The 25,656-nt window shown below is 40.8% G+C and carries 25 protein-coding genes, 6 tRNA genes and 1 other RNA gene; 20 read left to right on the top strand and 12 right to left on the bottom strand.

Annotated features, from left to right (window positions below; translation table 11 throughout):
- Positions 1–240: 30S ribosomal protein S12 (gene rpsL, locus J2Y37_RS13300; RefSeq protein WP_349033113.1), on the bottom strand; the 240-nt coding region annotated here is incomplete at its 3' end.
- Between the two features lie 169 nt (positions 241–409).
- The gene (locus J2Y37_RS13295; RefSeq protein ID WP_349033112.1) at positions 410–1,759 is read right to left on the bottom strand and encodes an EcsC family protein; all 1,350 of its coding nucleotides are present in this window, start codon (positions 1,757–1,759) and stop codon (positions 410–412) included.
- 290 nt (positions 1,760–2,049) lie between these two features.
- On the opposite strand from J2Y37_RS13295, the gene J2Y37_RS13290 reads away from it, so the two are divergent.
- The 3 genes from J2Y37_RS13290 (at position 2,050) to J2Y37_RS13280 (ending at position 4,363) form a co-directional block, all read left to right on the top strand.
- A complete protein-coding gene (locus tag J2Y37_RS13290; RefSeq protein WP_004670084.1) occupies positions 2,050–3,279 on the top strand; it encodes a beta-ketoacyl-ACP synthase II in 1,230 nt (409 codons plus the stop codon).
- Between the two features lie 32 nt (positions 3,280–3,311).
- Positions 3,312–3,764 (top strand): CopD family protein, encoded by a 453-nt coding sequence (locus tag J2Y37_RS13285; RefSeq protein WP_004670082.1) that lies wholly within the window; start codon positions 3,312–3,314, stop codon positions 3,762–3,764.
- A 194-nt stretch (positions 3,765–3,958) separates the two neighbouring features.
- A complete protein-coding gene (locus J2Y37_RS13280; RefSeq protein WP_349033111.1) occupies positions 3,959–4,363 on the top strand; it encodes a hypothetical protein in 405 nt (134 codons plus the stop codon).
- A 55-nt stretch (positions 4,364–4,418) separates the two neighbouring features.
- Here J2Y37_RS13280 and J2Y37_RS13275 read toward each other — a convergent pair whose 3' ends face one another.
- The gene (locus tag J2Y37_RS13275; protein WP_005198086.1) at positions 4,419–4,583 is read right to left on the bottom strand and encodes a hypothetical protein; all 165 of its coding nucleotides are present in this window, start codon (positions 4,581–4,583) and stop codon (positions 4,419–4,421) included.
- Between the two features lie 868 nt (positions 4,584–5,451).
- Between J2Y37_RS13275 and J2Y37_RS13270 the strand changes: the two genes are divergently transcribed.
- Entirely contained in the window at positions 5,452–7,077 is a 1,626-nt protein-coding gene (locus J2Y37_RS13270; protein ID WP_349033110.1) for an NAD+ synthase, read from the top strand.
- A complete protein-coding gene (locus J2Y37_RS13265; protein ID WP_004670070.1) occupies positions 7,070–8,101 on the top strand; it encodes a hypothetical protein in 1,032 nt (343 codons plus the stop codon). Before J2Y37_RS13270 ends, J2Y37_RS13265 begins: the two co-directional genes overlap by 8 nt.
- Before the next feature lie 114 nt (positions 8,102–8,215).
- Here J2Y37_RS13265 and J2Y37_RS13260 read toward each other — a convergent pair.
- The 5 genes from J2Y37_RS13260 to coaD all read right to left on the bottom strand — a co-directional run bounded on the left by J2Y37_RS13260 (position 8,216) and on the right by coaD (position 9,831).
- Positions 8,216–8,292, bottom strand: a tRNA-Met gene (locus J2Y37_RS13260).
- 261 nt (positions 8,293–8,553) lie between these two features.
- Positions 8,554–8,630 (bottom strand) — tRNA-Met (locus J2Y37_RS13255).
- 62 nt (positions 8,631–8,692) lie between these two features.
- An RNA gene (gene rnpB, locus J2Y37_RS13250) (RNase P RNA component class A) lies at positions 8,693–9,048 on the bottom strand.
- A gap of 26 nt (positions 9,049–9,074) precedes the next feature.
- Complete coding sequence (locus tag J2Y37_RS13245; RefSeq protein WP_004670068.1) at positions 9,075–9,338, bottom strand: YfhL family 4Fe-4S dicluster ferredoxin; 264 nt, start codon at positions 9,336–9,338, stop codon at positions 9,075–9,077.
- A 1-nt stretch (position 9,339) separates the two neighbouring features.
- Positions 9,340–9,831 (bottom strand): pantetheine-phosphate adenylyltransferase, encoded by a 492-nt coding sequence (gene coaD, locus J2Y37_RS13240; RefSeq protein ID WP_004670066.1) that lies wholly within the window; start codon positions 9,829–9,831, stop codon positions 9,340–9,342.
- A 130-nt stretch (positions 9,832–9,961) separates the two neighbouring features.
- On the opposite strand from coaD, the gene smpB reads away from it, so the two are divergent.
- Complete coding sequence (smpB, locus tag J2Y37_RS13235; protein WP_004670064.1) at positions 9,962–10,438, top strand: SsrA-binding protein SmpB; 477 nt, start codon at positions 9,962–9,964, stop codon at positions 10,436–10,438.
- A 57-nt stretch (positions 10,439–10,495) separates the two neighbouring features.
- Here the strand turns inward: smpB and J2Y37_RS13230 are convergent, their stop codons facing one another.
- The 3 genes from J2Y37_RS13230 to rluD all read right to left on the bottom strand — a co-directional run bounded on the left by J2Y37_RS13230 (position 10,496) and on the right by rluD (position 12,996).
- Positions 10,496–11,062 carry a flavodoxin family protein gene (locus J2Y37_RS13230; RefSeq protein WP_004670061.1) on the bottom strand — a complete coding sequence of 189 codons (567 nt, stop codon included), beginning with the start codon at positions 11,060–11,062 and terminating at the stop codon, positions 10,496–10,498.
- A gap of 83 nt (positions 11,063–11,145) precedes the next feature.
- Positions 11,146–11,886 (bottom strand): peptidoglycan editing factor PgeF, encoded by a 741-nt coding sequence (gene pgeF, locus J2Y37_RS13225; protein WP_349033109.1) that lies wholly within the window; start codon positions 11,884–11,886, stop codon positions 11,146–11,148.
- Between the two features lie 24 nt (positions 11,887–11,910).
- Positions 11,911–12,996 carry a 23S rRNA pseudouridine(1911/1915/1917) synthase RluD gene (gene rluD, locus J2Y37_RS13220; protein ID WP_349033108.1) on the bottom strand — a complete coding sequence of 362 codons (1,086 nt, stop codon included), beginning with the start codon at positions 12,994–12,996 and terminating at the stop codon, positions 11,911–11,913.
- 35 nt (positions 12,997–13,031) lie between these two features.
- Between rluD and J2Y37_RS13215 the strand changes: the two genes are divergently transcribed.
- Positions 13,032–14,018 (top strand): outer membrane protein assembly factor BamD, encoded by a 987-nt coding sequence (locus tag J2Y37_RS13215; RefSeq protein ID WP_005198103.1) that lies wholly within the window; start codon positions 13,032–13,034, stop codon positions 14,016–14,018.
- 232 nt (positions 14,019–14,250) lie between these two features.
- Positions 14,251–16,131 carry a CHC2 zinc finger domain-containing protein gene (locus J2Y37_RS13210; protein WP_349033107.1) on the top strand — a complete coding sequence of 627 codons (1,881 nt, stop codon included), beginning with the start codon at positions 14,251–14,253 and terminating at the stop codon, positions 16,129–16,131.
- Between the two features lie 12 nt (positions 16,132–16,143).
- Here J2Y37_RS13210 and hemA read toward each other — a convergent pair whose 3' ends face one another.
- Positions 16,144–17,424 carry a glutamyl-tRNA reductase gene (gene hemA / locus J2Y37_RS13205; RefSeq protein WP_349033106.1) on the bottom strand — a complete coding sequence of 427 codons (1,281 nt, stop codon included), beginning with the start codon at positions 17,422–17,424 and terminating at the stop codon, positions 16,144–16,146.
- Positions 17,425–17,584: 160 nt separating this feature from the next.
- On the opposite strand from hemA, the gene J2Y37_RS13200 reads away from it, so the two are divergent.
- The 12 genes from J2Y37_RS13200 to J2Y37_RS13145 all read left to right on the top strand — a co-directional run bounded on the left by J2Y37_RS13200 (position 17,585) and on the right by J2Y37_RS13145 (position 25,646).
- On the top strand, positions 17,585–19,222 hold the full coding sequence (locus J2Y37_RS13200) for a tetratricopeptide repeat protein (protein WP_171063458.1): 1,638 nt from the start codon (positions 17,585–17,587) through the stop codon (positions 19,220–19,222).
- 4 nt (positions 19,223–19,226) lie between these two features.
- Entirely contained in the window at positions 19,227–19,808 is a 582-nt protein-coding gene (lolB, locus tag J2Y37_RS13195; protein ID WP_005198107.1) for a lipoprotein insertase outer membrane protein LolB, read from the top strand.
- A 16-nt stretch (positions 19,809–19,824) separates the two neighbouring features.
- Entirely contained in the window at positions 19,825–20,658 is an 834-nt protein-coding gene (gene ispE / locus J2Y37_RS13190; protein ID WP_349033105.1) for a 4-(cytidine 5'-diphospho)-2-C-methyl-D-erythritol kinase, read from the top strand.
- A tRNA-Gln gene (locus J2Y37_RS13185) sits at positions 20,657–20,731 on the top strand. Before ispE ends, J2Y37_RS13185 begins: the two co-directional genes overlap by 2 nt.
- A gap of 30 nt (positions 20,732–20,761) precedes the next feature.
- Positions 20,762–20,836: transfer RNA gene (locus J2Y37_RS13180), tRNA-Gln, on the top strand.
- 16 nt (positions 20,837–20,852) lie between these two features.
- Positions 20,853–20,927: transfer RNA gene (locus J2Y37_RS13175), tRNA-Gln, on the top strand.
- A gap of 84 nt (positions 20,928–21,011) precedes the next feature.
- Positions 21,012–21,086: transfer RNA gene (locus J2Y37_RS13170), tRNA-Gln, on the top strand.
- A 100-nt stretch (positions 21,087–21,186) separates the two neighbouring features.
- Positions 21,187–22,140: a ribose-phosphate pyrophosphokinase gene (locus J2Y37_RS13165; RefSeq protein ID WP_004670043.1), complete on the top strand. Its 954-nt coding sequence runs from the start codon at positions 21,187–21,189 to the stop codon at positions 22,138–22,140.
- Positions 22,141–22,237: 97 nt separating this feature from the next.
- Positions 22,238–22,534, top strand: a complete 297-nt coding sequence (rplY, locus tag J2Y37_RS13160) for a 50S ribosomal protein L25 (RefSeq protein WP_004670042.1) — start codon at positions 22,238–22,240, stop codon at positions 22,532–22,534.
- 18 nt (positions 22,535–22,552) lie between these two features.
- Positions 22,553–23,134 (top strand): aminoacyl-tRNA hydrolase, encoded by a 582-nt coding sequence (pth, locus tag J2Y37_RS13155; protein WP_004670040.1) that lies wholly within the window; start codon positions 22,553–22,555, stop codon positions 23,132–23,134.
- Between the two features lie 147 nt (positions 23,135–23,281).
- Positions 23,282–23,662: an aspartate 1-decarboxylase gene (panD, locus tag J2Y37_RS13150; RefSeq protein WP_004670039.1), complete on the top strand. Its 381-nt coding sequence runs from the start codon at positions 23,282–23,284 to the stop codon at positions 23,660–23,662.
- A 199-nt stretch (positions 23,663–23,861) separates the two neighbouring features.
- Positions 23,862–25,646, top strand: a complete 1,785-nt coding sequence (locus tag J2Y37_RS13145; RefSeq protein ID WP_349033104.1) for a patatin-like phospholipase family protein — start codon at positions 23,862–23,864, stop codon at positions 25,644–25,646.
- The last annotated feature ends 10 nt before the right edge of the window (positions 25,647–25,656 follow it).

The following is a 25,656-nucleotide window of genomic DNA, read 5'->3' as shown; positions in this document are numbered from 1 at the left end:
AACAACACTGTGCTCTTGTAAGTTATGACCTTCACCACCGATGTAGCTAGATACTTCAAAACCTGAAGTCAAGCGAACACGGCAAACCTTACGCATTGCTGAGTTTGGTTTTTTAGGTGTAGTCGTGTAAACACGTGTACATACACCACGACGTTGTGGACAAGCCTTCAACGCAGGAACTTTTGATTTTTCAATCAAAGTTGTACGACCCTTACGGATCAACTGATTTGTTGTTGCCATTTGGCAATTCTCCCGTTATTAAACAACCTCAAAAAGAAAAACACCTCTTTTCAAGGGCACACAATTGTAAGCTAAGAAGTATAAATGGTCAACATTGCAATACACAGCAAATGTTGACCATTCTTAGAATTAAATAGTTATTCGAGTTGATCGATACATCATCAAAAATTTAACTATGTTTTGTTGAAGCAGGCTCTATATCAATGGTTTTTTTCTCACTCACAGCCTCTTGATCTTCATCCGCAAACAACTCATTTTGCTCTACTTTTAAAGCGGGTTGTTGTTCAGTATGCTCATGTTCAACAACATGTTGCTCAGCAAGTTGTTGGATACCATCCTCGACTTTTTCATCACTTTGAGTTTGCGTTCTCACATCTTCTTTGAATTGGACAGTGACATTGGTAATCACATTATTTTTCACATCATCCGATACAATCGCTTGATGTGACTCAGCACTTGTAGCACCCAATCGCTTCGGATTCGTTTTTTTCAATAAGTCTTCAGCTTTATAATAGGCCTCTAATGGCGAAATATTCTCTGATGGATGTTCATTTAAATAGAAACGTGCTGCCCCAAAGACCGATTGAGATTTATGTCCAACATCTTCCAAAAACCGCCAACTATAAAAACCACCCAATGCAGCACCTGCAACTGGCGTTAATTTCCCGATCACAGAAACTTGTGGAATATGATTCAGCCAACCCCATTTAAATTGGCCATCTTCATCCACCAACCATTTTTTGACGAGCTCAATATCATTATTTGAACCCAATATTTGTTGAAACTGCTGTAAATCATGAGTTTCCAACATGGATTTAAGGGCTTTTAAAGCAAGCAACAATGTCTGTTTCTCAGCAACAATGCCTAGATCTATTTCTTTAAAAATAAAAGCAACAACGTCTTGATCAGTTTCTTCGGTTAAGTCAAACCCATGAGAGCGACCTGTTTGATAGATCGTTCTCAGTGCCAAAACAATTGAAGCAGGAATGTCGATCGCGGCACCCCATATACCCGTAGCACCTGTCACTAAACCCTGAGCTGCAGCCAATAGTTTATTTTGTTCAATCAATGCTTGGCTTAAACGTTGTGAACGCCCAGTATCATTTGTTAACTCAGCGATCGCAGTTACGCCAGCTTCTTCAAGGATTTTTTCAGTCATTGAACTATTTGAACTAAATTCATTTAACCATTGAAATAAATAGTCTGAGACTTTTTCACTTAAATCAGGAGATATAAAAGTGGCCACATTATTGACTTTGGTGTAGTGACGACCCAACAGTTGGTGCGATAATTTTGGAAATTGTTGGCGCAACATCTGTTGCGGACTTTCATATTTCTCCACCTCAAACGAGCCCTTCAAACGTGCATTTCCTTCAATCACATTGGATGAATCAAGACCTGCTACACCAGAAGTCGTTGGGGCAACTTGTAATTTTTGCAATTCCGAACTGAGCTTTTTAGCCACTCCAAAGGCTTGTGCAAATAAACCCGAAGATGGTTTGTTTTTAGATTTTGTCATCAAGTACCTCTGTTCTATATTCTGTGCATTTCTAGGTAAATACTAGGTTGAATACAGATTTATCTCAATGTTTATCTGTATACTTTCATCGTGTTTCTGTTCTAGCTCACGGATCATTACGAATATTTACACAACTGAAAATAGACATAAAATTTGCCATAAGAAATAAAAAACCTTTCTGTTATCATGATGTCATTCACTCATAAGCCATTTTAATCATTATATTCTCCTCGTTATTGTTCATAGAGATGATAAACAAGGCTTAGTATTACCATAAAAGGGATCAGTAAATGAAACGTGTTGTAATCACTGGTATGGGCATCAACTCATGCATCGGTAACTCTTTAGAAGAGGTCACTCATTCGTTAAAAAATGGAATCTCTGGGACACGTTTTAACCCAACTTATGCCGAACTGAATTTTAAAAGCCATGTCAGCGCAGCCGCAGAGCAAGATTTTGATGGTATTGACCGTAAAGTAAAACGCTTTATGGGTGTTTGTGCGATGTATGCCTACAATGCGGCTGTTGCGGCTGTTGAACATGCAGGCTTAAAAGCAGAAGACTTAGGTGATAACCCACGTTATGGTATTGCAGGTGGTAGCGGCGGCGGTTCAACTGCTTCTGTTGTAGAAATGACTGAACTTTTAGAAACGAAAGGCGCACGTAAAGTAGGCCCGTTCTTCGTACCTCGCAACATGACAAATACCATTACTGCCAACGTTGGTGTTGCATTTAAACTTCAAGGCGTAGCTCACTCTATCGCAAGTGCTTGTGCAACGTCTGCTGATGCAATCGGTTATGCATATAACCTCATTGCTTTAGGTAAACAAGATCTTATGCTCGCAGGTGGTGGTGAAGAAGATCACTGGTCACAAAGTTTACTGTTTGATGCAATGGGTGCTTTGTGTTCTAAATATAACGACACACCTGAAACTGCTTCACGCCCCTACTCTAAAGACCGTGATGGTTTCGTAATCGCAGGTGGCGGTGGTTTCGTAATTCTTGAATCTCTCGAACACGCTCAAGCACGTGGTGCAAAAATCTTAGCTGAAGTTGTTGGCTACGCAGCAAATAGTGATGGTGCAGACATGGTTGCACCGAGTGGCGAAGGCGCAACTCGCTGTATCTTGATGGCACTCGAAGAAGCGAAACAACACGGCGTTGAATCAATTGACTATGTAAATACACATGGTACTTCAACTCCTGCGGGCGACATTACCGAACTTAAAGCCATGGAGCGTGCATTTGGTGAGGGTAAAGTTCCACCTGTAAGCTCAACTAAATCGATGACTGGTCACAGCTTAGGTGCTGCTGGCGTTCACGAAGCAATCTACTCTGTTTTGATGTTACAAAATGACTTTATTGCACCGAACATCAATGTCACTGAGCTTGATGAAGGCGCACAAGGTTTCGATATTGTACTTGAAAAACGTGATGCAAAATTGAATACTGTAATGAGTAACAGTTTTGGCTTTGGCGGCGTTAATGCCTGCCTTATTTTCAAGAAGTGGGATGCCTAAATCCCACGTGAAATACACACGTAGGATTATCGATGGATGCACCTTCTGATGCTTTCTTGTGGGTAAAAGCATTACATATAATTGCTGTGGTATGTTGGTTCGCTGCATTGTTCTATTTACCACGTCTTTATGTTTATCATGCCATGAGTGAAGATGCGATTAGTCATCAACGCTTTGAAGTCATGGAGCGTAAGTTGTATCGCGGTATCATGTGGCCGTCTATGATTGCCACATTAGTGACTGCCCACTTTCTCGTTGAATGGGGCGATGCAACCCGACATTACCATGAAGCATTATGGTTTTATCTTAAAGTCGGCTTAGTCGGGCTATTGGTAATTTACCATTTTGTGTGCGGTTATTATCGCAAAAAGCTGATTGGCAACGCGCACTACAAATCGCATAAGTTTTGGCGCTTTTTCAATGAAATGCCAACGCTGCTTTTATTTGCTATCATCATTTTAGTTGTTGTAAAACCTCAGTTTTAACTGGGGTTTTTTCTTTAGACTCAATATTAAAAACCTAGATGTTTTTTAAGCACCATCCACCTTAGATTCTCAAAATGTCCAAACTTTGGTATCGATTAACTCAAAAATTAAAAGCGAGATTCATTTCAAATTTGATTGTTTTTTTTAAAATAAATGAATTTGCTTATCGCGGACTCACTCAAGCTGAGATTGAGATGGCTCGCCCCGTCTTTGGCAATCTTATCGACTATTCACAAGTTAGAATTTTTAATATTCCCTACTTACCGTGGCAGCCCGTCAATATTTTCATTGCGCCGAACGGCAACCTATTTGTACACCAGCAAAATTATTGTCCAGATTATTCAATCTGCCCAATTCACCTAAAAGCAATTTTTATCCACGAACTTGCCCACATCTTGCAGCATCAGCAACATACCAATGTCATTTTTAAAGGGGCAATTTTACAATTGGGTTATTATTTAAGCTTTAAAAAATACAATCCCTATCACTACCAATTTATATCAGGCAAAGCTTTTAATGATTACAACATTGAACAACAAGGTGATATTGCTCGCGATATTTTTCTGAAGAAAATCCCTAATATTATTTTGGAAAAATAAAAAGCCCTGTCATTTTATCTACAGGGCTTTCTATTTAAGTAAATCGCAATCAGCTTTACGCAGCAGAACCTTTGCGAGTTTCAGATTTGAGTTCATGACTATCATCCATTTCAGTCGTAAAATCTACACGCATTGCATCTTTAACAATTGTACCAACACGTCCTATACCAATTGCTAATCCAAACGCAACGACAGGAAATAAAATTACTGGAACTATCATTAGGCTTACCTCTCTAATTTGATTTATAGGTGACAGCTAAAATCGTATTAATTCGATTTCGATTGATCTTGCTTTTGCAACATCACTGTCCCGACACGACCAACAACAATTGCTAAAGTTGCGGCTACCACTGGAAATAATATAATTGACATATTCGTCTCCTTAAAAATTAAACAAGATCAAACTTGTTGTTCTTTATATTGCAATAAAATCGTACCTAAACGTCCGACAACGATCGCTAGAACTGATGCAATGATAAGAAAAAATAAAATTGACATATGTGTTACCTCTCTTTTGTTTATTCACCACATGCTAGGATTTTCACCACAGTGTACATGTGTTCACATTGATTAGGATAATAGCAGTGCACGAATGTACACTCAAGTGTCGCAAAGAGATTCCCGACGAACGGTATATAAAATAACCATAAAAACATAAGCTATTGAATAAAATGTAATAATAGTTTTAAAAGATCATTAATAAGAACCCATTAAACTCATTTTCTGATTATTTTTTATTTTTTAAATTCATTTAAAGCTGGCTTTTCTCGTCATTGATCTGTCATTTACACCTGAGAAAATGGTATGAAAAAACTCAGGTTGCATGATTAAAGCGATTCACAATCACAGCATAAGCACGAAAACACGCCAAAATACGAAAAACCACTGACACATCTTCGTATTTTATACAGAAAAACTTGTTATTTTTACGCAGTAAAATGTGCATTTAGTATATATTAGTCAACTTATGATTTCTCTTCTAGATATAGAATGTTTGGCGCCATGATATACACATGTTTTTAAAACTATACTTATATAAATCAAAAACTTGTATATCAGCATCAGTTAAGACTTAGGATTAGGTTTGAATGAAAAATTTTAAAATTGCCCTTGCTCAATTCTCTCCGCATATTGGCAATATTGACGCAAATACTCAAAAGATGGTTGAACAAGCTAATTTAGCGAAACAACAAAAGGCCGATTTAATCATCTTCCCTGAACTATCAACACTCGGTTACCCCGCCGAAGATTTGATAATTCGCCCAAATCTACAAAAACGTACCCAGAAAGCATTTACTCAATTAAGTGAAGTCAAAGATATCGTTATGGTATTCGGTTTTGTAAATCAAACTGAAGATGGCCAGCGTTACAACTCTGCTGCAGTGATGAAGAATGGGCAGGTTTTAGGAATCTACAATAAACATAACTTGCCAAATTACGGTGTGTTTGATGAGCGTCGTTACTTCCAAGAAGGTCATCAACATCTGGTATTTGAATATCAAGGTCACAAATTTGGTGTGCTGATCTGTGAAGATGTATGGTCATTGAATACAGTAAAACAACTCAGCCAGCTCAATGTTGAAACTGTACTCATCCTCAATGCTTCTCCTTATGAAGTTGGCAAGCCACAGCATCGTATTCAAAGCTTGAATGAACTTGCAAAACAATTGAGCTTAAATATTGTGTATGTGAACCAAGTCGGCGGACAAGATGACTTAATTTTTGATGGTTCTAGTTTTGTAAGCAATAACAACGGACAAGTTGCGCTACAAGCACCAAGTTTCCAAGAATCTGTTTATTTTGCAGAATATGATGCAGAACAAAAACAATTTAAAACCGCAGAAACAACACCAACTTTAGATACTTTTGCTGAGATTTATCAAGCACTGGTCATGGCAACCCGTGATTACGTACAGCGCTCTGGCTTCCCTGGTGTTATCTTAGGTCTGTCTGGCGGTATTGATTCAGCTTTGACACTTGCAATTGCTGTTGATGCAATTGGTGCTGATAAAGTACAAGCGGTGATGATGCCTTATACCTACACCTCTCAAATGAGTGTTGAAGATGCGACAGAACAAGCGCGCCGCATGGGTGTGACATTTGGTATCGCTGAAATTCATCCGATCGTAAATAGCTTCATGCAAACCTTATTTCCATTCTTTGGTAATAGCCCTGCGGATGCAACTGAAGAGAACCTACAAGCGCGTACGCGTGGCACACTGTTGATGGGACTCTCCAATAAATTTGGTAATTTAGTTCTGTCTACAGGTAACAAATCTGAAATCTCTGTCGGTTATTGTACGTTGTATGGCGATATGGTTGGTGGCTTCTCTGTACTGAAAGATGTCTACAAAACCATTGTATTTGAACTCGCAAAGTACCGTAATACACTGAGTGAAACACCTGTGATTCCTGAACGTGTGATCACTCGACCACCATCAGCAGAGTTACGTCCTGATCAAAAAGATCAAGACTCATTGCCAGCCTATGATGTACTTGATGCAATCTTATATGCTTATATAGAAGAAGATCTCAGCCAAGCAGACATTATCGCAAAAGGCTACCAAGCCGAAGTGGTAGAAAAAGTGATTCGCTTGGTCGATCGTAATGAATATAAACGTCGTCAAGGCGCAATTGGGCCACGTATTAGTTCACGTGCTTTCAATCGCGAACGACGCTACCCTATCGTCAACGGATGGACCGCGAATGACTGAACAAATTGTTTCTGAAAAGTCACAATTACTTGCTCAAGCACTTTTGCTTGAGCAAGTTTCATTTTATAAAACTCAACTCACCACGCAACTTTCTGCTGATTTTTTTCAGCAATTCATTCAACTTTTTTTACAACACGCACCCAATATTCAACTCAAAGAAGTCATTGAGTTAGAACAAATCCAAGCCGTTGTTAAACGCTATGCGTTTGAGATGCAGTTAGGCGCAGGTTTATTAGAGTTTATTGGTGAAATCGCACAAAAACTTCATGTCTTTTCTTTGCAGTCATCAGCACAATTACAGGATGTATTTTCAGATCAACAATTTGAAATATGGCTGTCTAAATTTTTAGAACTTGAAAATATTCGCCATTACCTAAACCATTTCTTAAAAGAAAGCCCATCGATTCAACAGCTCTGCCAATACATCGCAACAACAACACTGCAAAATAAATTACCAAAACTATTTTCACAAACAGATGAAGAACGAATTTCTGACAGCAAATATGAGTGGCAACAAAAACTAAAAACCTTTTCCCACCGTCAACAACAGCGTATCGAACATAAAATAGAAGAAAGTATTGCTCGCTTTATTCAAGAACAACTCGTCGATTTAAGCCTACTTTCAAATGATGATTTAGAAAGCCTTGCACGTAATATTTGGGATGACAACAAAGCCAAACCGCTATCAGAGTATACCAAGCAAGTCACCCCACTCGATGTCGAAGAATTCTTTGTCATGATCTACGAATATTGGAAAGAATTACGCCAATCCTCATTCCTTCAAGATCTTATTTTATATGGCGTAAAAGTCTTTTATGACTTTTATAAAGACGAAAGCTTAGAAGATGTTTTTACTGCAATTGGACTAGAAGAAAGCGACCTTCAAAATGAAGCCGTTCGTTTTTATCCAAAGGTTGTGGCGGCTTTAGATGAACACGGTGTTTTGGAACCGATCATCACCATGATTTTAAAACCTTTCTATGAAAATCCCCAGACTTTAGCCTGCATCGAAAAACACTTATAAAAAATAATAGCCTGTCCATAAATGACTTATTGACGGGCTTTTTTAGTGCTCCAATTTATCATCCATATACAAATAACAGATAAAAAAAACCACGCAGGAGCGTGGTTTATAAAATGGTGGCTATGACGAGACTTGAACTTGTGACCCCCGCATTATGAGTGCGGTGCTCTAACCAACTGAGCTACATAGCCGTAAACTGTGAGCGCATTATCTAGGGTTCTACTGAGCAGGTCAAGCCTATGACTTTGAAAACACAAAACATATGCACATTTTTTACGCGCTTAATTTGCGATTGTTCATTTTTCAGCACTAACAGCAATACATATTAAAATTCAATCGATCTTTCAAATAGATTGAAGTTAAAAATTCAAAAATTAACGATTAAAATAATTTTTTAAGTTTGACAAAAACAGCAGATAAAAAGAGACCACGCAGGAGCGTGGTCTATAAAATGGTGGCTATGACGAGACTTGAACTTGTGACCCCCGCATTATGAGTGCGGTGCTCTAACCAACTGAGCTACATAGCCGAAAACTGTGCGCGCATTATCTAAACTTTTACTACACACGTCAAGCACAATTTTTAAAAAATCTGGGAAGTGGGCCTGTAAGCCGGGTTCTGTCGAGGACGATCATTCCTCTAGGCGTACAATCACTCGTACGCTCAAGCGACCTACCCGAATCCAGCACGGGCCGTGCCTCAGGATTCCTATTTGGTCTTGCTTCTGGTGGGGTTTACCTTGCCGTGAACTGTTACCAGACACGCGGTGCGCTCTTACCGCACCCTTTCACCCTTACCTCACGAATGAGGCGGTCTACTCTCTGCTGCACTTGCCGTCGGTTTACACCGCCCAGGCGTTACCTGGCACCCTGCCCTATGAAGCCCGGACTTTCCTCCCCTGTTTCAGTCACGGAGACCTCCACAGCAGCGACCGTCCAGCCCACTTCGTCGCGCATATTAGCAAAGTTCGAACTTAATTGCTCGATTTTTTTTGCGCTGTTAATTTTTTATATTTCTGCATGAGTTCATCATGTGATTCGGCATGCTGAGGATCCAGTGGAATACAATCCACTGGACAAAACAACTGACACTGTGGCTGATCAAAGTGCCCGATACACTCTGTACAAAGTGCAGGATCAATCTCATAAATCAGCTCGCCCATATAAATCGCTTCATTGGGGCACACAGGTTCACAGACGTCACAGTTAATACATTCATCTGTAATATATAAGGACACGTTACCAGCCTTGTTGATGTTTACGTTCAAAAGCCTCAACCACAACGGGAGGCACAAATTTAGCTACATCACCTTTTAAACGCGCAATCTCTCTGACCAAAGTCGATGAAATAAATGAATATTGCTCAGAAGGCGTTAAAAATACCGATTCAAATTGTGGGTCAAGTTGTCGATTCATATTTGCCAACTGAAACTCATATTCAAAATCTGAAATTGCTCTTAAACCACGCAGTACCGCTGTCGCACGTTGTTCACGGAAGAAGTTGACTAACAAACCATCAAATCCCACAAATTCTACATTATTTAGGTGGCTTAATGATGTTTTGGCTAATGCTACACGCTCTTCTAAGCTAAACACTGGATTTTTATGGTGACCAATCGCAATCGCAACAACCACTTCATCAAACATTTTTGATGCTCTTGCAACCAAGTCGACATGTCCATTGGTAATTGGATCAAAAGTCCCTGGATAAATCACACGTGTTTTAGACATGCGTTGTACTCTGCGTCAATGAGATAAGTTGGGTATTTTAACAAAAGTTAAGCATAAACGCGAAATTCCTAAATGATGGAAAAAGATTACGTTTTACGGCACAATAAGCACAATTGTGGAAGTTTGAATTATGGCGAAAGCAACAGTAGTAAAAAAACATAATGGTGGCACGATTGCTCAAAACAAAAGAGCGCGTCACGATTACTTTATTGAAGAAAAATTTGAAGCTGGCATGTCGTTGCAAGGCTGGGAAGTTAAATCCCTACGCGCTGGTCGGATGAGCTTAACTGAAAGTTATGTGACTTTTAAAAATAATGAAGCATTTTTATTTGGTGCACAAATTCAGCCTTTGTTGTCTGCCTCAACGCACGTCGTTCCAGAAGCAACCCGCACGCGTAAGTTGCTCCTTTCTCGTCGTCAATTAGAACACCTATTGGGTGCAGTCAACCAAAAAGGTTATACCTGTGTTCCTTTAGCCTGTTATTGGAAAGGTCATTTGGTTAAGCTAGAAATTGCACTGGTAAAAGGTAAGCAATTGCATGACAAACGTGCCACGGAAAAAGACCGTGACTGGCAACGTGACAAATCAAGAATGTTGCATAAGTAATAAAAAAACCTCCAAATCATGATGATTGGAGGTTTTTTTATGGCTGAAAAATTCATTTTATAAATGCTTTAACTTTAGCTCAGCCAAATATTTCCCAAATTTTCGTGCCGTTTCCAGATCGCCTTCAGGTGGCGTGATTTCTACGCTGGCATTATCAGACTGTGTCATCAAACCTAAAAAGCTCGACATACGGTTAATATCCTGTGGACTGCGCCCTGTCGGCATAAATGGCAATCCTGCCCATAACATGCCATGTTGCATCGCAAATAAATTAATTTGCTGCAATACCGCGAGCTTATCACCACTCAGCCCACCGCCATTGGTAAAACCAGCAGCCAGTTTCCCTTGCCATGACCGTGCTAACCAACGCTTAGAAGAATCTTCCATAAACTGTTTTAATGCAGAGGTCAGACTCCCCATATACGTTGGGCAGCCCATGACTAAAACATCCGCTTGATCAAGCAATTCCCATAGCGGTGCTGCAACAGAAATCAGGTGAACTTCTGCACCAGCTTGCTCTGCACCTTGCGCTATATGTTGCGCGACTTTAGCTGTATGACCATAAGGACTATGATAAATCACACAAACTTTAACTTTGGGAGTGTCTTGATCAATAACGAACATGGAAAATTTAAAAACCAATGAATTGAATCAAGTTTAACATTTTTCTCAGATACAAGGCGAATCAAGCGCATAAAGAATGCAATTTATTGCATAAAAACAAAGGTCGCCATGCGGCCTGTTTTCGCATCACGGCGATGAGAAAAGTAGTCTTGCGCCTGTTGATAAGAGCATTGATCTCCTCCTAGAATCGTCTCAACCCCTAAACGATTGAGGATAAATCGAGCAATCACATATAAGTCAGCTTGGTATTTCCCTTCAATCTGACCAGCAATAAAAGCACTTTCTAGTTCAGGATATTTCTCACAAAAAGCCGCTTTTACTTCTGCTCCGACTTCAAAACAAGGCTGGCTAATCGCCGCACCTAACCATGCCCAAGTCGGCTGTGATCGCATTTCATTGACTGTATTTTCAACAATACCACTGGCCAAGCCACGCCAACCTGCATGTAGGTTGGCAACTTCATTTCCTTCAGCATTACCCAATACCACAGCCAAACAATCAGCTGTCATCATCATTAAGGCATGACCAGTACGCTGCGTGACTAAGCCATCACCTTCAAGCGCGGTAAATGGAATTTGTTCATTGATCGTATGACAAATGATGCTATGCGTTTGAGTCATCCATGTCAGTTTATCCACTCCGAACTGAGACAACTCACGCAACAACACCATACGATGCTGTTGAACACGTTGCACATCATCATTGACATGCAATGCCAAATTAAATCCATAAAGATTTTTATTGTCCGTTGCAATCATTTGAGGATGTTCAATTCGTGTTTGCCCAACGTATACACCTTTAGGCAAACCTTGTACAAATTCCATGCCTTAATTCCTTAACATCGTTGCTTAATAAGCCTCATTTTCACTACGAAGCACTTCAAGTAATTTAATAAAGTCCTCAGGCCACGGCGCTTCAAACATCATTTCTTCACCTGTGCGTGGGTGAACGAGTCCAAGTTTCGCGGCATGTAAGGCTTGACGCTTAAAATTACGCAACATATCAGTTAAGGTTGCTGAAGCCCCAGCTGGAAAGCGCACACGGTTGACGTACACGGGATCTCCAACGAGTCCGTGCCCAAGATAGCTAAAATGCACACGAATTTGATGCGTACGCCCTGTCTCTAATTGCGCTTGTACACGAGTAAAATCTCGGAACCGCTCTTTTACATTATAGTGAGTCACAGCATCGCGCCCGCCTGGCAGGATCGCCATTTTGACACGATCAACAGGATGGCGTTTGATCGGTTCATCAATCGTTCCACCCGCAATGATATTGCCGTATGTAACAAGATCATAAACACGATAAACCGTTTTCTTTGCCAGTTGTTTACTGAGTGAAAATTGTGCTTCTAATGTTTTCGCAACCACCAACAAGCCACTGGTATCTTTATCGATACGATGCACTAAACCTGCACGAGAAAGTTCCGCAAGTTTAGGACAGTGATAAAGTAAAGCATTGACCAGTGTTCCTGATGGATTACCCGCACCCGGATGGACCACCATGCCAATCTCTTTATTAATCACAATAATATCGTCATCTTCATAGACAATATTGAGTGGAATATTTTCAGGTTGGCTCGAGGTTTGCACTTCAAGCTCAACGTCGAGTGTGAGTAACTCATTGCCTTCACAGCGGTACTTGGGCTTAACAATGTTACCATTTACCAACAGATGGCCGTCTTTCATCCACTGTTTAAGTTTTTCACGAGAAAACTCACTCCAAACCAATGCCGCTACTTGATCAATACGTTGACCCAAATAGTCTTCATCGAGTTGAATTTGCAACGATAAACGTGTTGCAGTTGAGTCAGAAGTATGATTATCTGCATCGACAGATTCTTCGAGTAAGAAATCTGTTTCAGATACGTTTGAATTGGAAGATTGTGCTGAAGTCATTTGATGATCGGTACAAAAATGGTTTAATACAACCATTGTAGCTCATTGCCCAGAATAACAGAGGAGTTTTTATGTCGCTACCACGTTATAAAATTACGATGCTTGCACTATCTTTAGGTGTGGCATCTGCATTTGTGGGCTGTAGCAGCAATCCAAGCAAGAAAGAAGTGGTTGATAAAGGACCACAATCGAGTGAACAAATTTATTTTGAAAAAGCGCAAAAATCGCTAGAGCGCAATCAATACACTGATGCCGTGAAGTCACTAGAAGCCTTGGATACCTACTATCCAACTGGGCAATACACGCAGCAAGCGCAACTCGAACTTCTCTACGCCAAATTTAAACAGAAGGATTATGAAGGGACAATCGCGCTTGCAGATCGTTTCATTCGTTTAAATCCTCAACATCCAAATGTTGATTATGCCTACTATGTTCGCGGTGTTGCGAATATGGAAATGAATTACGATAGCTTGATTCGCTATACATCATTACAACAATCACACCGTGATGTGAGCTATGTCAAAGTTGCTTATCAAAACTTTGTTGATTTAATCCGTCGTTTTCCTAGCAGCCAATATTCGGTTGATGCTGCGCAACGGATGAAATTTATTGGTCAAGAACTTGCTGAAAATGAAATGAATGCAGCACGTTTTAATATCAAGCGTAAAGCATGGCTTGCTGCTGCTGAGCGTGCACAATGGGTGATTGAGCATTATCCTCAAACGCCTCAAACGCCGGAAGCATTAGCAACACTTGCTTATAGCTATGACAAACTGGGTGATAAAGCAACGTCACAACAATACGTTGAAATATTAAAACTGAACTATCCAAATTTGGTCAAATCCAATGGTGACGTGAATTTACGTGCAGCACGTAAAGAAGGCAGTTGGGTCAATCGCGCTACATTAGGCTTATTGGGTCGTGAGTCTCAAACTGTCGATACTGAAGAAAATGATGTTAAAACTGAGCAACAACGCAGTTTAGCCAATCGCTTAAGTTTCGGTTTATTCGACAAACCAGAAACTGAACAAACCAGCGAAGAAGATGCCGCAAATTAATTCTGCGATCACAATCTGATTCAGCAAACAGGCAAGTCACCCCTTGCCTGTTTTTCATTTTATGCAACAATGATTCATAACCTGATTAGACCTCTTTCAAAATAATCGAGCTTCTTTGTCTTTCTCTCATCGAGAGAATGAGGAACGATTGAAGTTCCGCAAGGGATTTATGAAAAAAGAAGTCTATTGTTTTTAAAAATATGTTCCTCCCTAGTTTAAATGGTTAAACCTTATGGCTATTCCACAACATACGATTGATCAAATTTTAGATCGAACCGACATTGTCGATTTGATCGGTCAGCGTGTGAAGTTAAAAAAAACAGGAAGAACCTATTCAGGCTGTTGCCCATTCCATCAAGAAAAAACACCGTCTTTTCATGTTTATCGAGACAAACAGTATTTCCATTGCTTCGGCTGTCAGGCCAATGGCAATGCAATTCGATTCTTGATGGATATTGATAGTCGGAACTTCGTCGATGTGATGCAGGACTTATCAAATAAAACGGGCGTCGAGCTACCCAAAGACAATCATGACAATAAAAAACTTTCTTATAAGCGTAGTACCCAAGCAGCGGTGAATCCACCAACACAAAAAACTCATAGTCCAACGCCAAATCCAGCTGTCATTGATGAACCAATTGATGGTCATTTTGTTGATATGGATCGCTACATGGATGATCCTTTTGCCCAATTTGATCCATCATTTAACATGGATGAATATGTGCAGGAAGGAAATTTATATGATCTTTTGGAAAATGTAGCGCAATTTTATGAACGCCAATTACCCAATAGTCAAAAGGCACAAAATTATTTTAAACAGCGCGGTTTATCTGCTCAAACCATTCAATTTTGGCGTTTAGGGTATGCACCCGAAGATTGGCAACATCTCGAAAAAGCCTTTCCTCAAGATATTGAAGGCTTGAAACAACTAGGGCTGATTCGCTCAAGTGATAGTGGTCGAGATTTTGACTTATTACGTGAAAGGGTGATTTTTCCGATTCGTGACCATAAAGGACGTGTGGTCGGTTTTGGTGGTCGTGCGCTCAACAATGAGATCAAACCCAAATATATCAACTCACCCGATTCTGAAGTCTTTCATAAAAATCAATTGCTTTATGGACTATACGAAGGACGTAAACAAAAAGCCAATGACTGGCTAATGGTTGAAGGTTATATGGATGTGATTGCCCTACAGCAGTATGGCATCAATGGCGCCGTTGCGACGCTTGGAACTGCAAGTAACGCAGATCATTTAAATACTTTGTTTAAACAAAACTCACGAATCACTATCGCCTTTGATGGTGATGCTGCGGGACAAAAAGCAGCACGTCGAACTTTGGAAATTGCACTGCCCTTACTCAACGATGGACGTGAGTTAAAGTTTTTCGTACTTCCAAATGAACATGACCCAGACTCTTTAATTCGTCGTGAAGGTTTAGAAAGTTTCCAAAAATTATTACAACAAGCCCCACTACTCTCTGACTTTGTATTTGCCCATCTGACTGGACAGCATGACATTAGCTCACCAGAAGGTAAAAGCCTCGTAATGGGAGAACTGCGTGAATTGACAGAATTATTGCCGAAGCATGGTTCATTCCGTTATTTGCTGACACAATCTTTCCGTGAAAAATTAGGTCTAGGCAAACGTTTTACTCCTCAAGTCAGCCATGATGCATCTTTATCTTTCAACATTCACACCAAAGATGAAGACTTTGCGATTGCCATATTGATGCATCACCCTTATCTGTATATTCACTTTGAAGAACTTCGTGCGGTCATTGATCCAACTGAACTCTTAGCCAAAATATTGGCAGTACTGAATACTGTGTTTGATGATTTACCTGATGATCAAGAGTTAGCAACCTATTATGTACTTGGTGCATGTAGCAGCTATGCTCATGAGCTTGCCGATATTATGCAGCGTACCAATATTCAGTCACTCACTGAAGCACCTGAAATTGCTGATAAACTGGCAAAAGAATATGCTTTGGGCCTACAAGAAAAATATTTAAGATTAAAACTTAAATCACCAATTTCTTTAATTGAATCACGTAATTTACGTCAACAGTTAAATGAATTGACCAAGCAAATTAGTTTGCGGTTGCTGTCTTAGTCACAAGCTTTACTATTTCGGCTTACGTTCATGCTCAAAGACATCATGCAGATGTTGTTGCAACCATTCAAAATAGTCTGGATTTTCAGCTTTTGCGGCTTCTCTTAATAAAATTGACGTTGGATGCATCAGTTTTTGGCTTAAACGATGTGCAAATTCTTGTAAGACCTGTTCAGGTGCGTGGCCATGTTGTAATGACTCTAAAGCATGCGCCAACTCATGCTGACTCATTTCTTCGCTATGTTGGCGATAGGCTTGAATCGTGCCGCTTGCTTCTTTGACTTTTTGTTGGGTCATCAATTGAGTCGCCAATTGATTGACCATGATCTCAGCTTCAACAGCAGCCTGACGTCGTTGCGCTAAATTCTCTTCAATGACGCTTTGTAAATCATCCACACCATATAAATAAACGTTATCCAATGATTCTACTTTCGGATTTATATCGCGTGGAACAGCCAAATCAACCATCAGCATTTGTTGATAACGGCGTCTTTTTAATGCGACTTTAACGTCATTATATTCAATCACTTGATGCAAACTACCTGTACAGCTTGAAATCACATCAGCTCTATGCAAATTTTGTGCTAACTCTGAGAAAGAAATAATTTCAACATCAGCTTGATGTGCAAGTTCTTGTGCCAATTGATCAGCTCGTTCACGACTACGATTGCAAATAATGATTTTAGCCACTCCCATTTCAGCCAAGTGTTTGGCAACAAGCGTATTCATCTCACCTGCCGCAACCACCATCACTGTTAATTTTTCTGGATGACTAAAGACCTGAGAAGCGAGCTGGGCAACAGCATATCCCATAGATACGGCATGGCTGCCAACAGAGGTTTCTGAGCGAACGCGTTTCGCCGCATAAAAAGCATATTCAAAAATGCCATTTAACTCTGGAGAAATGGTTTCGGCATCTTTAGACAGGGCTAATGCGCTTTTCACTTGCCCTAAGATTTGTGGCTCACCCAACATGAGTGAATCCAATCCACTTGCCACGCGCATCAAATGTGTAACAGCTTGGGCATTTTCGTAACGATAAACATGATGAATCAATTGTTTAACATCAATATTATTCACTTGGGCGAGCCAATGCAGGACGCTATCCGCATCCTCAGTCATGGCATACACTTCCGTCCGATTACATGTCGAAACCACCACCATATCTTTAAGCGCTGGGTGTTGGTGTCGATCAAGCAATAGCGTGGTCAATCGCTCTGCATTGAAAGCAATTTGCTCACGGAGTTCGACAGAAGCTGTCTGATGGTTGACACCCAGTGCAAAGAAAGACATATCAGATCATCATTCCGCTAAATTTATGCTATTGTGCAACATCGGTGTCATAAAAAGCATTACTTTGGATCAATAAAAATTGCGTCAACTATATCGCCGTATCCATTTTCACGGCAAGACGATTAGACGGTATTCTACCACAATCTTATTGTTAGGTAGTATGAGCGCTTACGCCTCCGCACAAGCAATACACGACATGTATGCAGATCAGAGCTTTGAGTACGCACTGAAACAAAGCATGGTTGCTGAATTTTCTCTCGCCTACGATGATATTCCAACAGCATTGCACAATTATACTGTGCTTGCGATTCGTAGCAATTCAACCACCATCAAACAGCGCGCGCTTGACATTGCACTTGAATATGACGATTTGCAAGCCGCTTTAGATATTGCCACCCATTGGGTTGAACAAGAGCCAGAAGATGTTCCTGCATTATTCTACTTGTCACATATTTCGCTCAAAACCCATGAATATGACCTTGCCGCAAAAACACTGGATAAGATTTTAAATATTGATCCAACTGCTGATCTAGAGCAAATTTTAGCTGGGATCGCACCTGAACAAGCGCAAGATCGCAAGATCTTATTAAATGCACTCAGTGCAAGTAAAGAAAAAAACAACCCATCCATTTTGGCACTCATCGCAGGATTAGAAGCACAAGATGGCTTATATGAACAAGCACTCACAAATATTAATCGTGCACTGCGTAAACGCTCAAAATCCACGAGTTTCGTTTTAATGAAAGCCAATTTACTTATGGCTTTAGGTGATGAAACCGCAACTCAAAAATGGCTGGCTCAAGCCAGTCGCAAAAACAAGAATAATATTGATATCCGTTTAGCAGAAGCGCGCTACTACATTCAGCTCAATCAACAGCAACAAGCTTTTGATAAACTGAAAGCGATTATTAAAGATCATCCCCAAGCCGAAGATGCCTTATTTATTGCTGGTTTGACCAGTATTGATCTCAAACAATACGAACATGCCGAGCAATATCTGGTTGAGTTGCGTCATTCTGAAAAATACCAAAATGAGGCCTATTATTACCTCGCAATTAATGCGCAACGTAAGCAACATTTTGAAACGGCAAAAGCCTATTACCGTCTGGTCGATGGCAGTCTATATATTGTTTCTCGACGCAACATGATTTCTATTTTTGAACAGCAACAACAACTCAATGATGCGCTGCGTTTTTTAACACAAGAGCGAGTGAATTATCCGCAACACGCCAGTTTCTTATATCAAGCCCAAGCTGATATTTTAAAGAAAATGGACAATAAAAAAGCTGCTTTAGCGTTGCTTGATGAAGCCATCAAGAATATTCCAGATGATCCTGAATTGATTTATGCCGAAGTTTTATTACTCGATCCATTTACCGACCGAGATAAGCTCGATAAAACCTTAAAACAATTGTTATTGATTGAGCCGAATAGCCCAACCTATCTAAATGCTTATGCCTATACACTCGCCTTACAAAATCGCCGTTTGAAAGAAGCACGAAAATATGCAGAACTAGCGCTTGAATACGCGCCTGAACAAGCATCTATTTTAGATACACTCGGTTATATTGCTTTTTTGCAAAATGATTTTGATACTGCTGTTGCGGTTCTTGAACAAGCGTATGGTCTGAGTCAGAACATCAATATCGGGGTTCGCTATGCCAAAGCGCTGTATATGCAAGGTTCACTCACGCAATTTAGCGATGTGTTACAGCAATTGAAACAAAAACATGCGAATGCCCCACAATTACAACAACTTGATAGCTTAATCTTACCTGTCACTGTAAAAAAGAGTTAAATCCATGCGTTTTTTTCCAAAACTATGCGTCGCAATATGTAGCAGTAGCGCGCTGTTTTTAACTGGCTGCCAACATTTAAGCCAACCCAAAAAAGTTATTACATCTCCCCAAGTACAGGATGAAAACAACTTCAGTTTGCAAGGAAAAATTGGCGTACGCACACCACAACAGTCTGGTAGTGCATTCTTCACATGGATACAACAGCAAGAACAATTTGATATTGAACTGACAGGCATCCTTGGCGTCGGAAAAACACAGATTCAGGGTAGATCGGGTGAGGTCACGCTCAATAGCGCTAAAACTGGTTTAATTACGGCAACATCACCTGAGGAATTATTAGAAAAAGCCACAGGTTGGCAAGCGCCTATTATGCATTTAACACATTGGGTACAGGCCAAACCCGCGACCTTACATGCGCAAGTTACGAAAGATGAAAACCAACGTTTAAAGCAACTGATTGAAGATGGCTGGACCGTCGACTTTAGTTATAACGATGCCCAAACGCTACCCAATAAGTTGTTATTGAAACAAGCGCTTGCCGAAGATCAAGAAAACCGTATTACAATGGTTATTCAAAACCGATAGCTTAGATTATTCTATTATGATTAGAGTCCCTTCCCCTGCTAAATTGAATTTATTTCTTCATATCACAGGTCGTCGAGAAAATGGTTATCATGAATTACAAACGATTTTTCAACTGATTGACTTGTATGACTGGATGACTTTTGAAGAAACTAATGAAGAAGTCATTCAAATTCAAGGCTTAGCAGAAGTACAACTCGAACAGAATTTAATCTATCGAGCAGCCCAGTTACTCCGCCCCCATGCCAAAAAACCCTGTGGTCTCAAGATCCAAATTGAAAAAAATATTCCAATGGGTGCGGGGCTAGGTGGCGGTTCTTCCAATGCAGCGACCACCCTGATTGTACTCAATCAACTTTGGCAATGCGGTTTAAATGATCAACAAATCGCTGAGTATGGCGTACAACTTGGTGCTGATGTTCCCATCTTCGTTTATGGACGAAATGCATGGGCAGAAGGGATCGGTGAACATTTATCATTCATAGACTTAGCGCAAAAAAAGTTCATAATTTTAAAACCTGACTGTTTTATCAGCACTCAACAACTATTTTCACAAAAATCATTGACAAGAGATTCTAAGATCACTACATTTTGCGCCTATCAGTTACAACCTTCTCTTTTTAGAAATAACTTTGAACCTTTGGCTCGACAGTTATATCCTGAAGTTGAAGAAGCAATGCAATATTTAGATCAGTTTGGTCTAGCAAAGCTTACAGGTACAGGTGCTTGTGTTTTTACTGAAGTAACCAAAGAGATGGACATCGCGTTGATCTTGCAAAACGCACCATGTAAAGCTTACGTGGTCAATAGTTTAGCAGAATCACCTTTACGAAATTTCGAAGTTATGCGTTAGGGGCGTCGCCAAGTGGTAAGGCACCGGGTTTTGATCTCGGCATCCGTTGGTTCGAATCCAGCCGCCCCTGCCAATTTTCATCTGTAGATATATGTAATACATTAGGGGCGTCGCCAAGTGGTAAGGCACCGGGTTTTGATCTCGGCATCCGTTGGTTCGAATCCAGCCGCCCCTGCCATTACATTATCAAATTTAGGGGCGTCGCCAAGTGGTAAGGCACCGGGTTTTGATCTCGGCATCCGTTGGTTCGAATCCAGCCGCCCCTGCCATTTCTTTAGACAGGCTTGTTTTATATTGATATTGATCAAACATATTGACAATACCGCATAAAACCATTAAAGTTCTGCCGCATTAGGGGCGTCGCCAAGTGGTAAGGCACCGGGTTTTGATCTCGGCATCCGTTGGTTCGAATCCAGCCGCCCCTGCCATATAATAGATTGTTTCTAAACTACCCGTTGGAAAAATTTAAAACTTTTCCCTTGCGCTCGGGTGAAGCGTTGCTTCACTTAATCCTCGCTCAGGTGCTTCATGCCCAATCTTGTCGTTTTTAGTGGAAGTGCTCATCCACAGTTCGCCCAAAAAGTCGTAAGTCATTTACATATTCCATTAGGAGCTGCTTCAGTTAGCAAGTTCTCTGATGGTGAGATTTCAGTTGAAATTACTGAAAATGTACGTGGCAAAGACGTTTTTATCGTCCAATCTACTTGTGCGCCAACCAATGATAACCTTATGGAAATCTTGGTTATGGCAGATGCTTTGCGTCGCGCAAGTGCAGGTCGTATCACAGCAGTCATTCCGTACTTTGGTTACGCACGTCAAGATCGACGTCCGCGTTCTGCCCGTGTACCGATTACTGCTAAAGTTGTTGCAGATATGCTAACAACTGTAGGTATTGACCGTGTTGTGATGATCGATCTGCACGCAGACCAAATTCAAGGTTTCTTCGATATTCCTGTTGATAACATCTACGGTACGCCTGCCTTGTTAGCTGATTTACATCAGCAACAACATCACAACTTAATGGTGGTTTCACCTGACGTTGGCGGTGTAGTGCGTGCTCGTGCTGTTGCAAAACAACTGGGTGATATTGATTTAGCGATCATTGATAAGCGTCGTCAAAAAGCAAATGAATCTCAAGTGATGCATTTGATTGGTGACGTCAAAGATCGTGACTGTGTCATCGTAGATGATATGGTTGATACAGCAGGTACGCTTTGCAAAGCGGCTGATGCACTAAAACAATTTGGTGCACGTCGAGTTATTGCTTATGCAACTCACCCTGTTTTATCTGGCAAAGCCATTGAAAACCTTCAAAACTCTGTTATTGATGAACTTGTTGTAACCGACACGATTCCTCTTTCAGATGAGGCAGCAAACATTGGCAAAGTTCGCCAAGTATCTGTTGCTAGCATGGTTGCTGAAACAATTCGTCGTATCAATAACGAAGAATCTATTAGCGCGATGTTTGATAGTTATCTATAATAGCCCAGCTTTTTTCTTAAACCCTAGCTTAGCTAGGGTTTTCTATCACTAAACTGGTCGCAAGTTTAGTCTCTTAAAACTCAATGAGGATATGCCCATGGCAAACTTCGTATTAAATGCTCAAGCACGTGAAGCTGCACTACAAGGGAAAGGTTCGAGCCGCCGCCTTCGTCACGCAGGAAAAATTCCAGCAATCGTCTATGGCGGTAGCGCTGAGCCTGTAACAATCACTTTAGAGCTTCGTCAAATCGTTAAAGCTTTAGAAAACAATGCTTTCTTTGAAGAAGTGATTGAAATCCAAATCGGTGATCAAGTTGAAAACGTTAAAATCAAAGCGTTACAACGCCACCCAGCAAAAAATACACCTATGCACGCTGACTTCATCCGCGCATAAGTGTTAAAGGCTTAATTAGTGTCAAATATTTCGCTAATTGTTGGTTTGGGCAATCCTGGAAAGGAATATGCCCAAACTCGCCATAATGCAGGTTTTTGGTTTGTAGAACAGCTTGCAGATCGTTATGGTATTCAGTTAAAAGCTGATCCGAAATTTCATGGATTCAGTGGTCGTGGTCAAATTGAAGGTCATGACGTACGTCTATTACTCCCCACAACCTTTATGAACCGTTCTGGTCAAAGTGTTGCCCCTTTCGCTAAGTTTTATCATATTTCTCCTGAATCGATTTTAATCGCTCATGATGAACTAGATATGGATCCTGGCGTTATTCGTTTGAAAACAGGTGGTGGACACGGCGGACACAATGGTCTACGTGATATAGTTCCTCATCTTGGTGCTAATTTCCACCGCTTACGGATTGGAATTGGACATCCTGGCTCTAAAGAGCGTGTCGCAGGTCATGTACTAAACAAAGCCCCAAGCAGTGAACAAGATTTAATGGATGCAGCACTTGATCATGCCTTATCTAAAGTGAAAATACTTGTTGATGGACAAGTTGCACTGGCGATGAATCAAATCAATGCTTACAAACCCACTTAAACTTACGACTGTATTGTTGAACAATCATACTTGCCATATTGCATTTTTAAGCGCAAAATGCGCATCGAACCGCCAAATAGCCCGCGGAAAACGTGACAAGTCAACCATAAGATATTCATCTTAGGTCTTACTCAGGAGACGCTAGCCATGCTATCTCGTTTATTAAAATGTAAAATTCACCGTGCAGTTGTGACACATGCTGAACTTCATTATGAAGGTTCTTGCGCAATTGATGGTGTATTAATGGACTTAGCAGGGATTCGTGAATACGAAGAAATCCACGTATGGAACGTCACTAACGGCAAACGTTTCACAACCTATGCAATTCGTGGTGAAGATGATTCAGGCATTATTTCAGTCAATGGTGGCGCAGCACACCAAGCTGATGTAGGCGATTTAGTGATTATTGCAACCTTTGGCGATTTCACTGAAGTAGAAGCAGATCTGCACAAGCCGCGTTTAGTCTATGCTAACCCAAACAATACGGTCAGCCACACTGCAAACTGTATTCCTGTACAAATCGCATAAGCGTTAAAGATTCCAAAAGAGCCAGTCAAAAATGAACTGGCTTTTTTATGCCTCAGCTTTTTCTATCGAAATAGCAGTATTTTCCCAAAAACATAAATACAAAAAAAGCCCAAACAGAAGCCCTCTTTTACTCAACCGCACTTGTAAAACAGCTCAATGCTTTATTAAATGAGTAGATAATAAAGATAATTTGAAAAATATGGATATTATAAAAACGCTGAGTAAAGTCACAGTCTTTGCAGAGTTGGATGCTGACCAACTAAACACCATCGCCAGCTATGCTCATATTCTGCATTTACAAACAGGACAAATGCTTTATCAGCTCAATGACAGTGCCGATCATGTTTATATTATTGCCTATGGTCGCGTTAAACTCACTACCGCTTCAGGTTTATCAACCTATTTGGGCCGTCATGACATCGTGGGAGAAATGGGTACCATTTCCAAACAGCCTCATCACGGCACAGTTCATGCCATCCGAGACACCACCCTATTCGCAATTCCGCAGCAGCCATTTTTAGACTTCATTCACCAATATCCAAACGTTTTACTGGCCTTGTCTCGGCTGATCATCGCACGCTCGCAACCCGAACTACAGCATACCCATGCCATGAGTCATAACCGCACGTTGTCTATTGTTCCTGTCACATCACAAATTCCAGCTATTCATCTCGCAGAACAATTGACTGAGCATTTACAACGCTGGCCACAAGTTCGCTTAGTCACAGCCGCACATGTGGATGCACTATTTGGCATTGGGTTTAGTCAAACACCTCTTGACTACGGTGCAGATGACTTAAGATTACGTCAATGGTTAGCAAGCTTAGAAGAAAAGCATTGTTACGTCCTTTATGCTGCACATACCCATGACGATGAGTGGGCAAAACGCTGTCTACATCAGGCAGATCGCATCTTAATTTTAGCCGAAGCCAATCAGTCACCTGTTGAAACCCAACTTGTTGATGTATTAAATCAATATGATTGGCAAAGCCCGATTGAATTAGTGTTATTGCGCTCAGAGGCTGATCCCTCCCCCCATACATTAGGTTGGAAACAACTCTATCGCGCCCGTGCTCATTATTTTATTCATCCTTGGGCACAAGCGGATATCAGTGCTGTCGCTCGGCAAATCTCGAGTCGAGGTCTAGGCTTGGTGCTGGGTGGTGGCGGTGCGCGTGGATTTGCACACATTGGTTTAATTCGCGCATTGGAACAACTACATATCCCCATTGATATTGTCGGTGGAACCAGTATGGGTGCATTCGTTGCTGCTTTGGTTGCATGTGGTTTTGATAGTGTTGAAATGACTCATATTGCTTATGAAACTTTCGTTGCTCGAAATTATCTAAATGACTACACCATGCCTCGAGTATCTTTGATCCGTGGACAACGATTCCATAGTCGGCTTCAAGCAATTTTTGGGCATCGGCGAATAGAGGAGTTGAAACGAACCTATTACTGCATTTCAACCAATCTGTCGACAGGTCAAGCGGTGATTCACGATCAAGGCGAACTGGCAACGTGGGTCGGTACTAGCATGAGTGTGCCCGGTGTAGCACCGCCTGTAGCATGGCATGAGAATTTATTGTGCGATGGCGGGATTATTAATAACCTCCCGACAGACGTAATGCAAAATTTGGAAAGAGGTGCAATTATTGCCAGTAATGTCAGCTTAAACGATGATATCCGCATCCCCGGTATCGGTTTAAATGAACCCGATCAAAGTGCCCTGCTCAACTGGAACAAATTGATTAAAGATAAGCTCTTACCTGCGCCACGACTGGCTGAAATTTTAATGCGTACTGCGACACTTGCCAGTGATACCATGATTCAAGCGGCTGCGATTGAACGAGCAAATTTACATATCCGTATGCCAATTGAGGGCATCGGCATGTTTGATTGGCATAAGCTAGATGAGTTAGTAGAACGCGGTTATGAACATGCTTTGGCAACATTACTGCCTATTCGAGATACGTTGCCATAATCCTAATACT

Origin of the sequence: Acinetobacter sp. 3657, assembly GCF_031456775.1 — a bacterium.
Classification (GTDB): domain Bacteria; phylum Pseudomonadota; class Gammaproteobacteria; order Pseudomonadales; family Moraxellaceae; genus Acinetobacter.
Note: the sequence above shows the minus strand (reverse complement) of the source record. Positions and strands in the feature narration are given on the sequence as shown.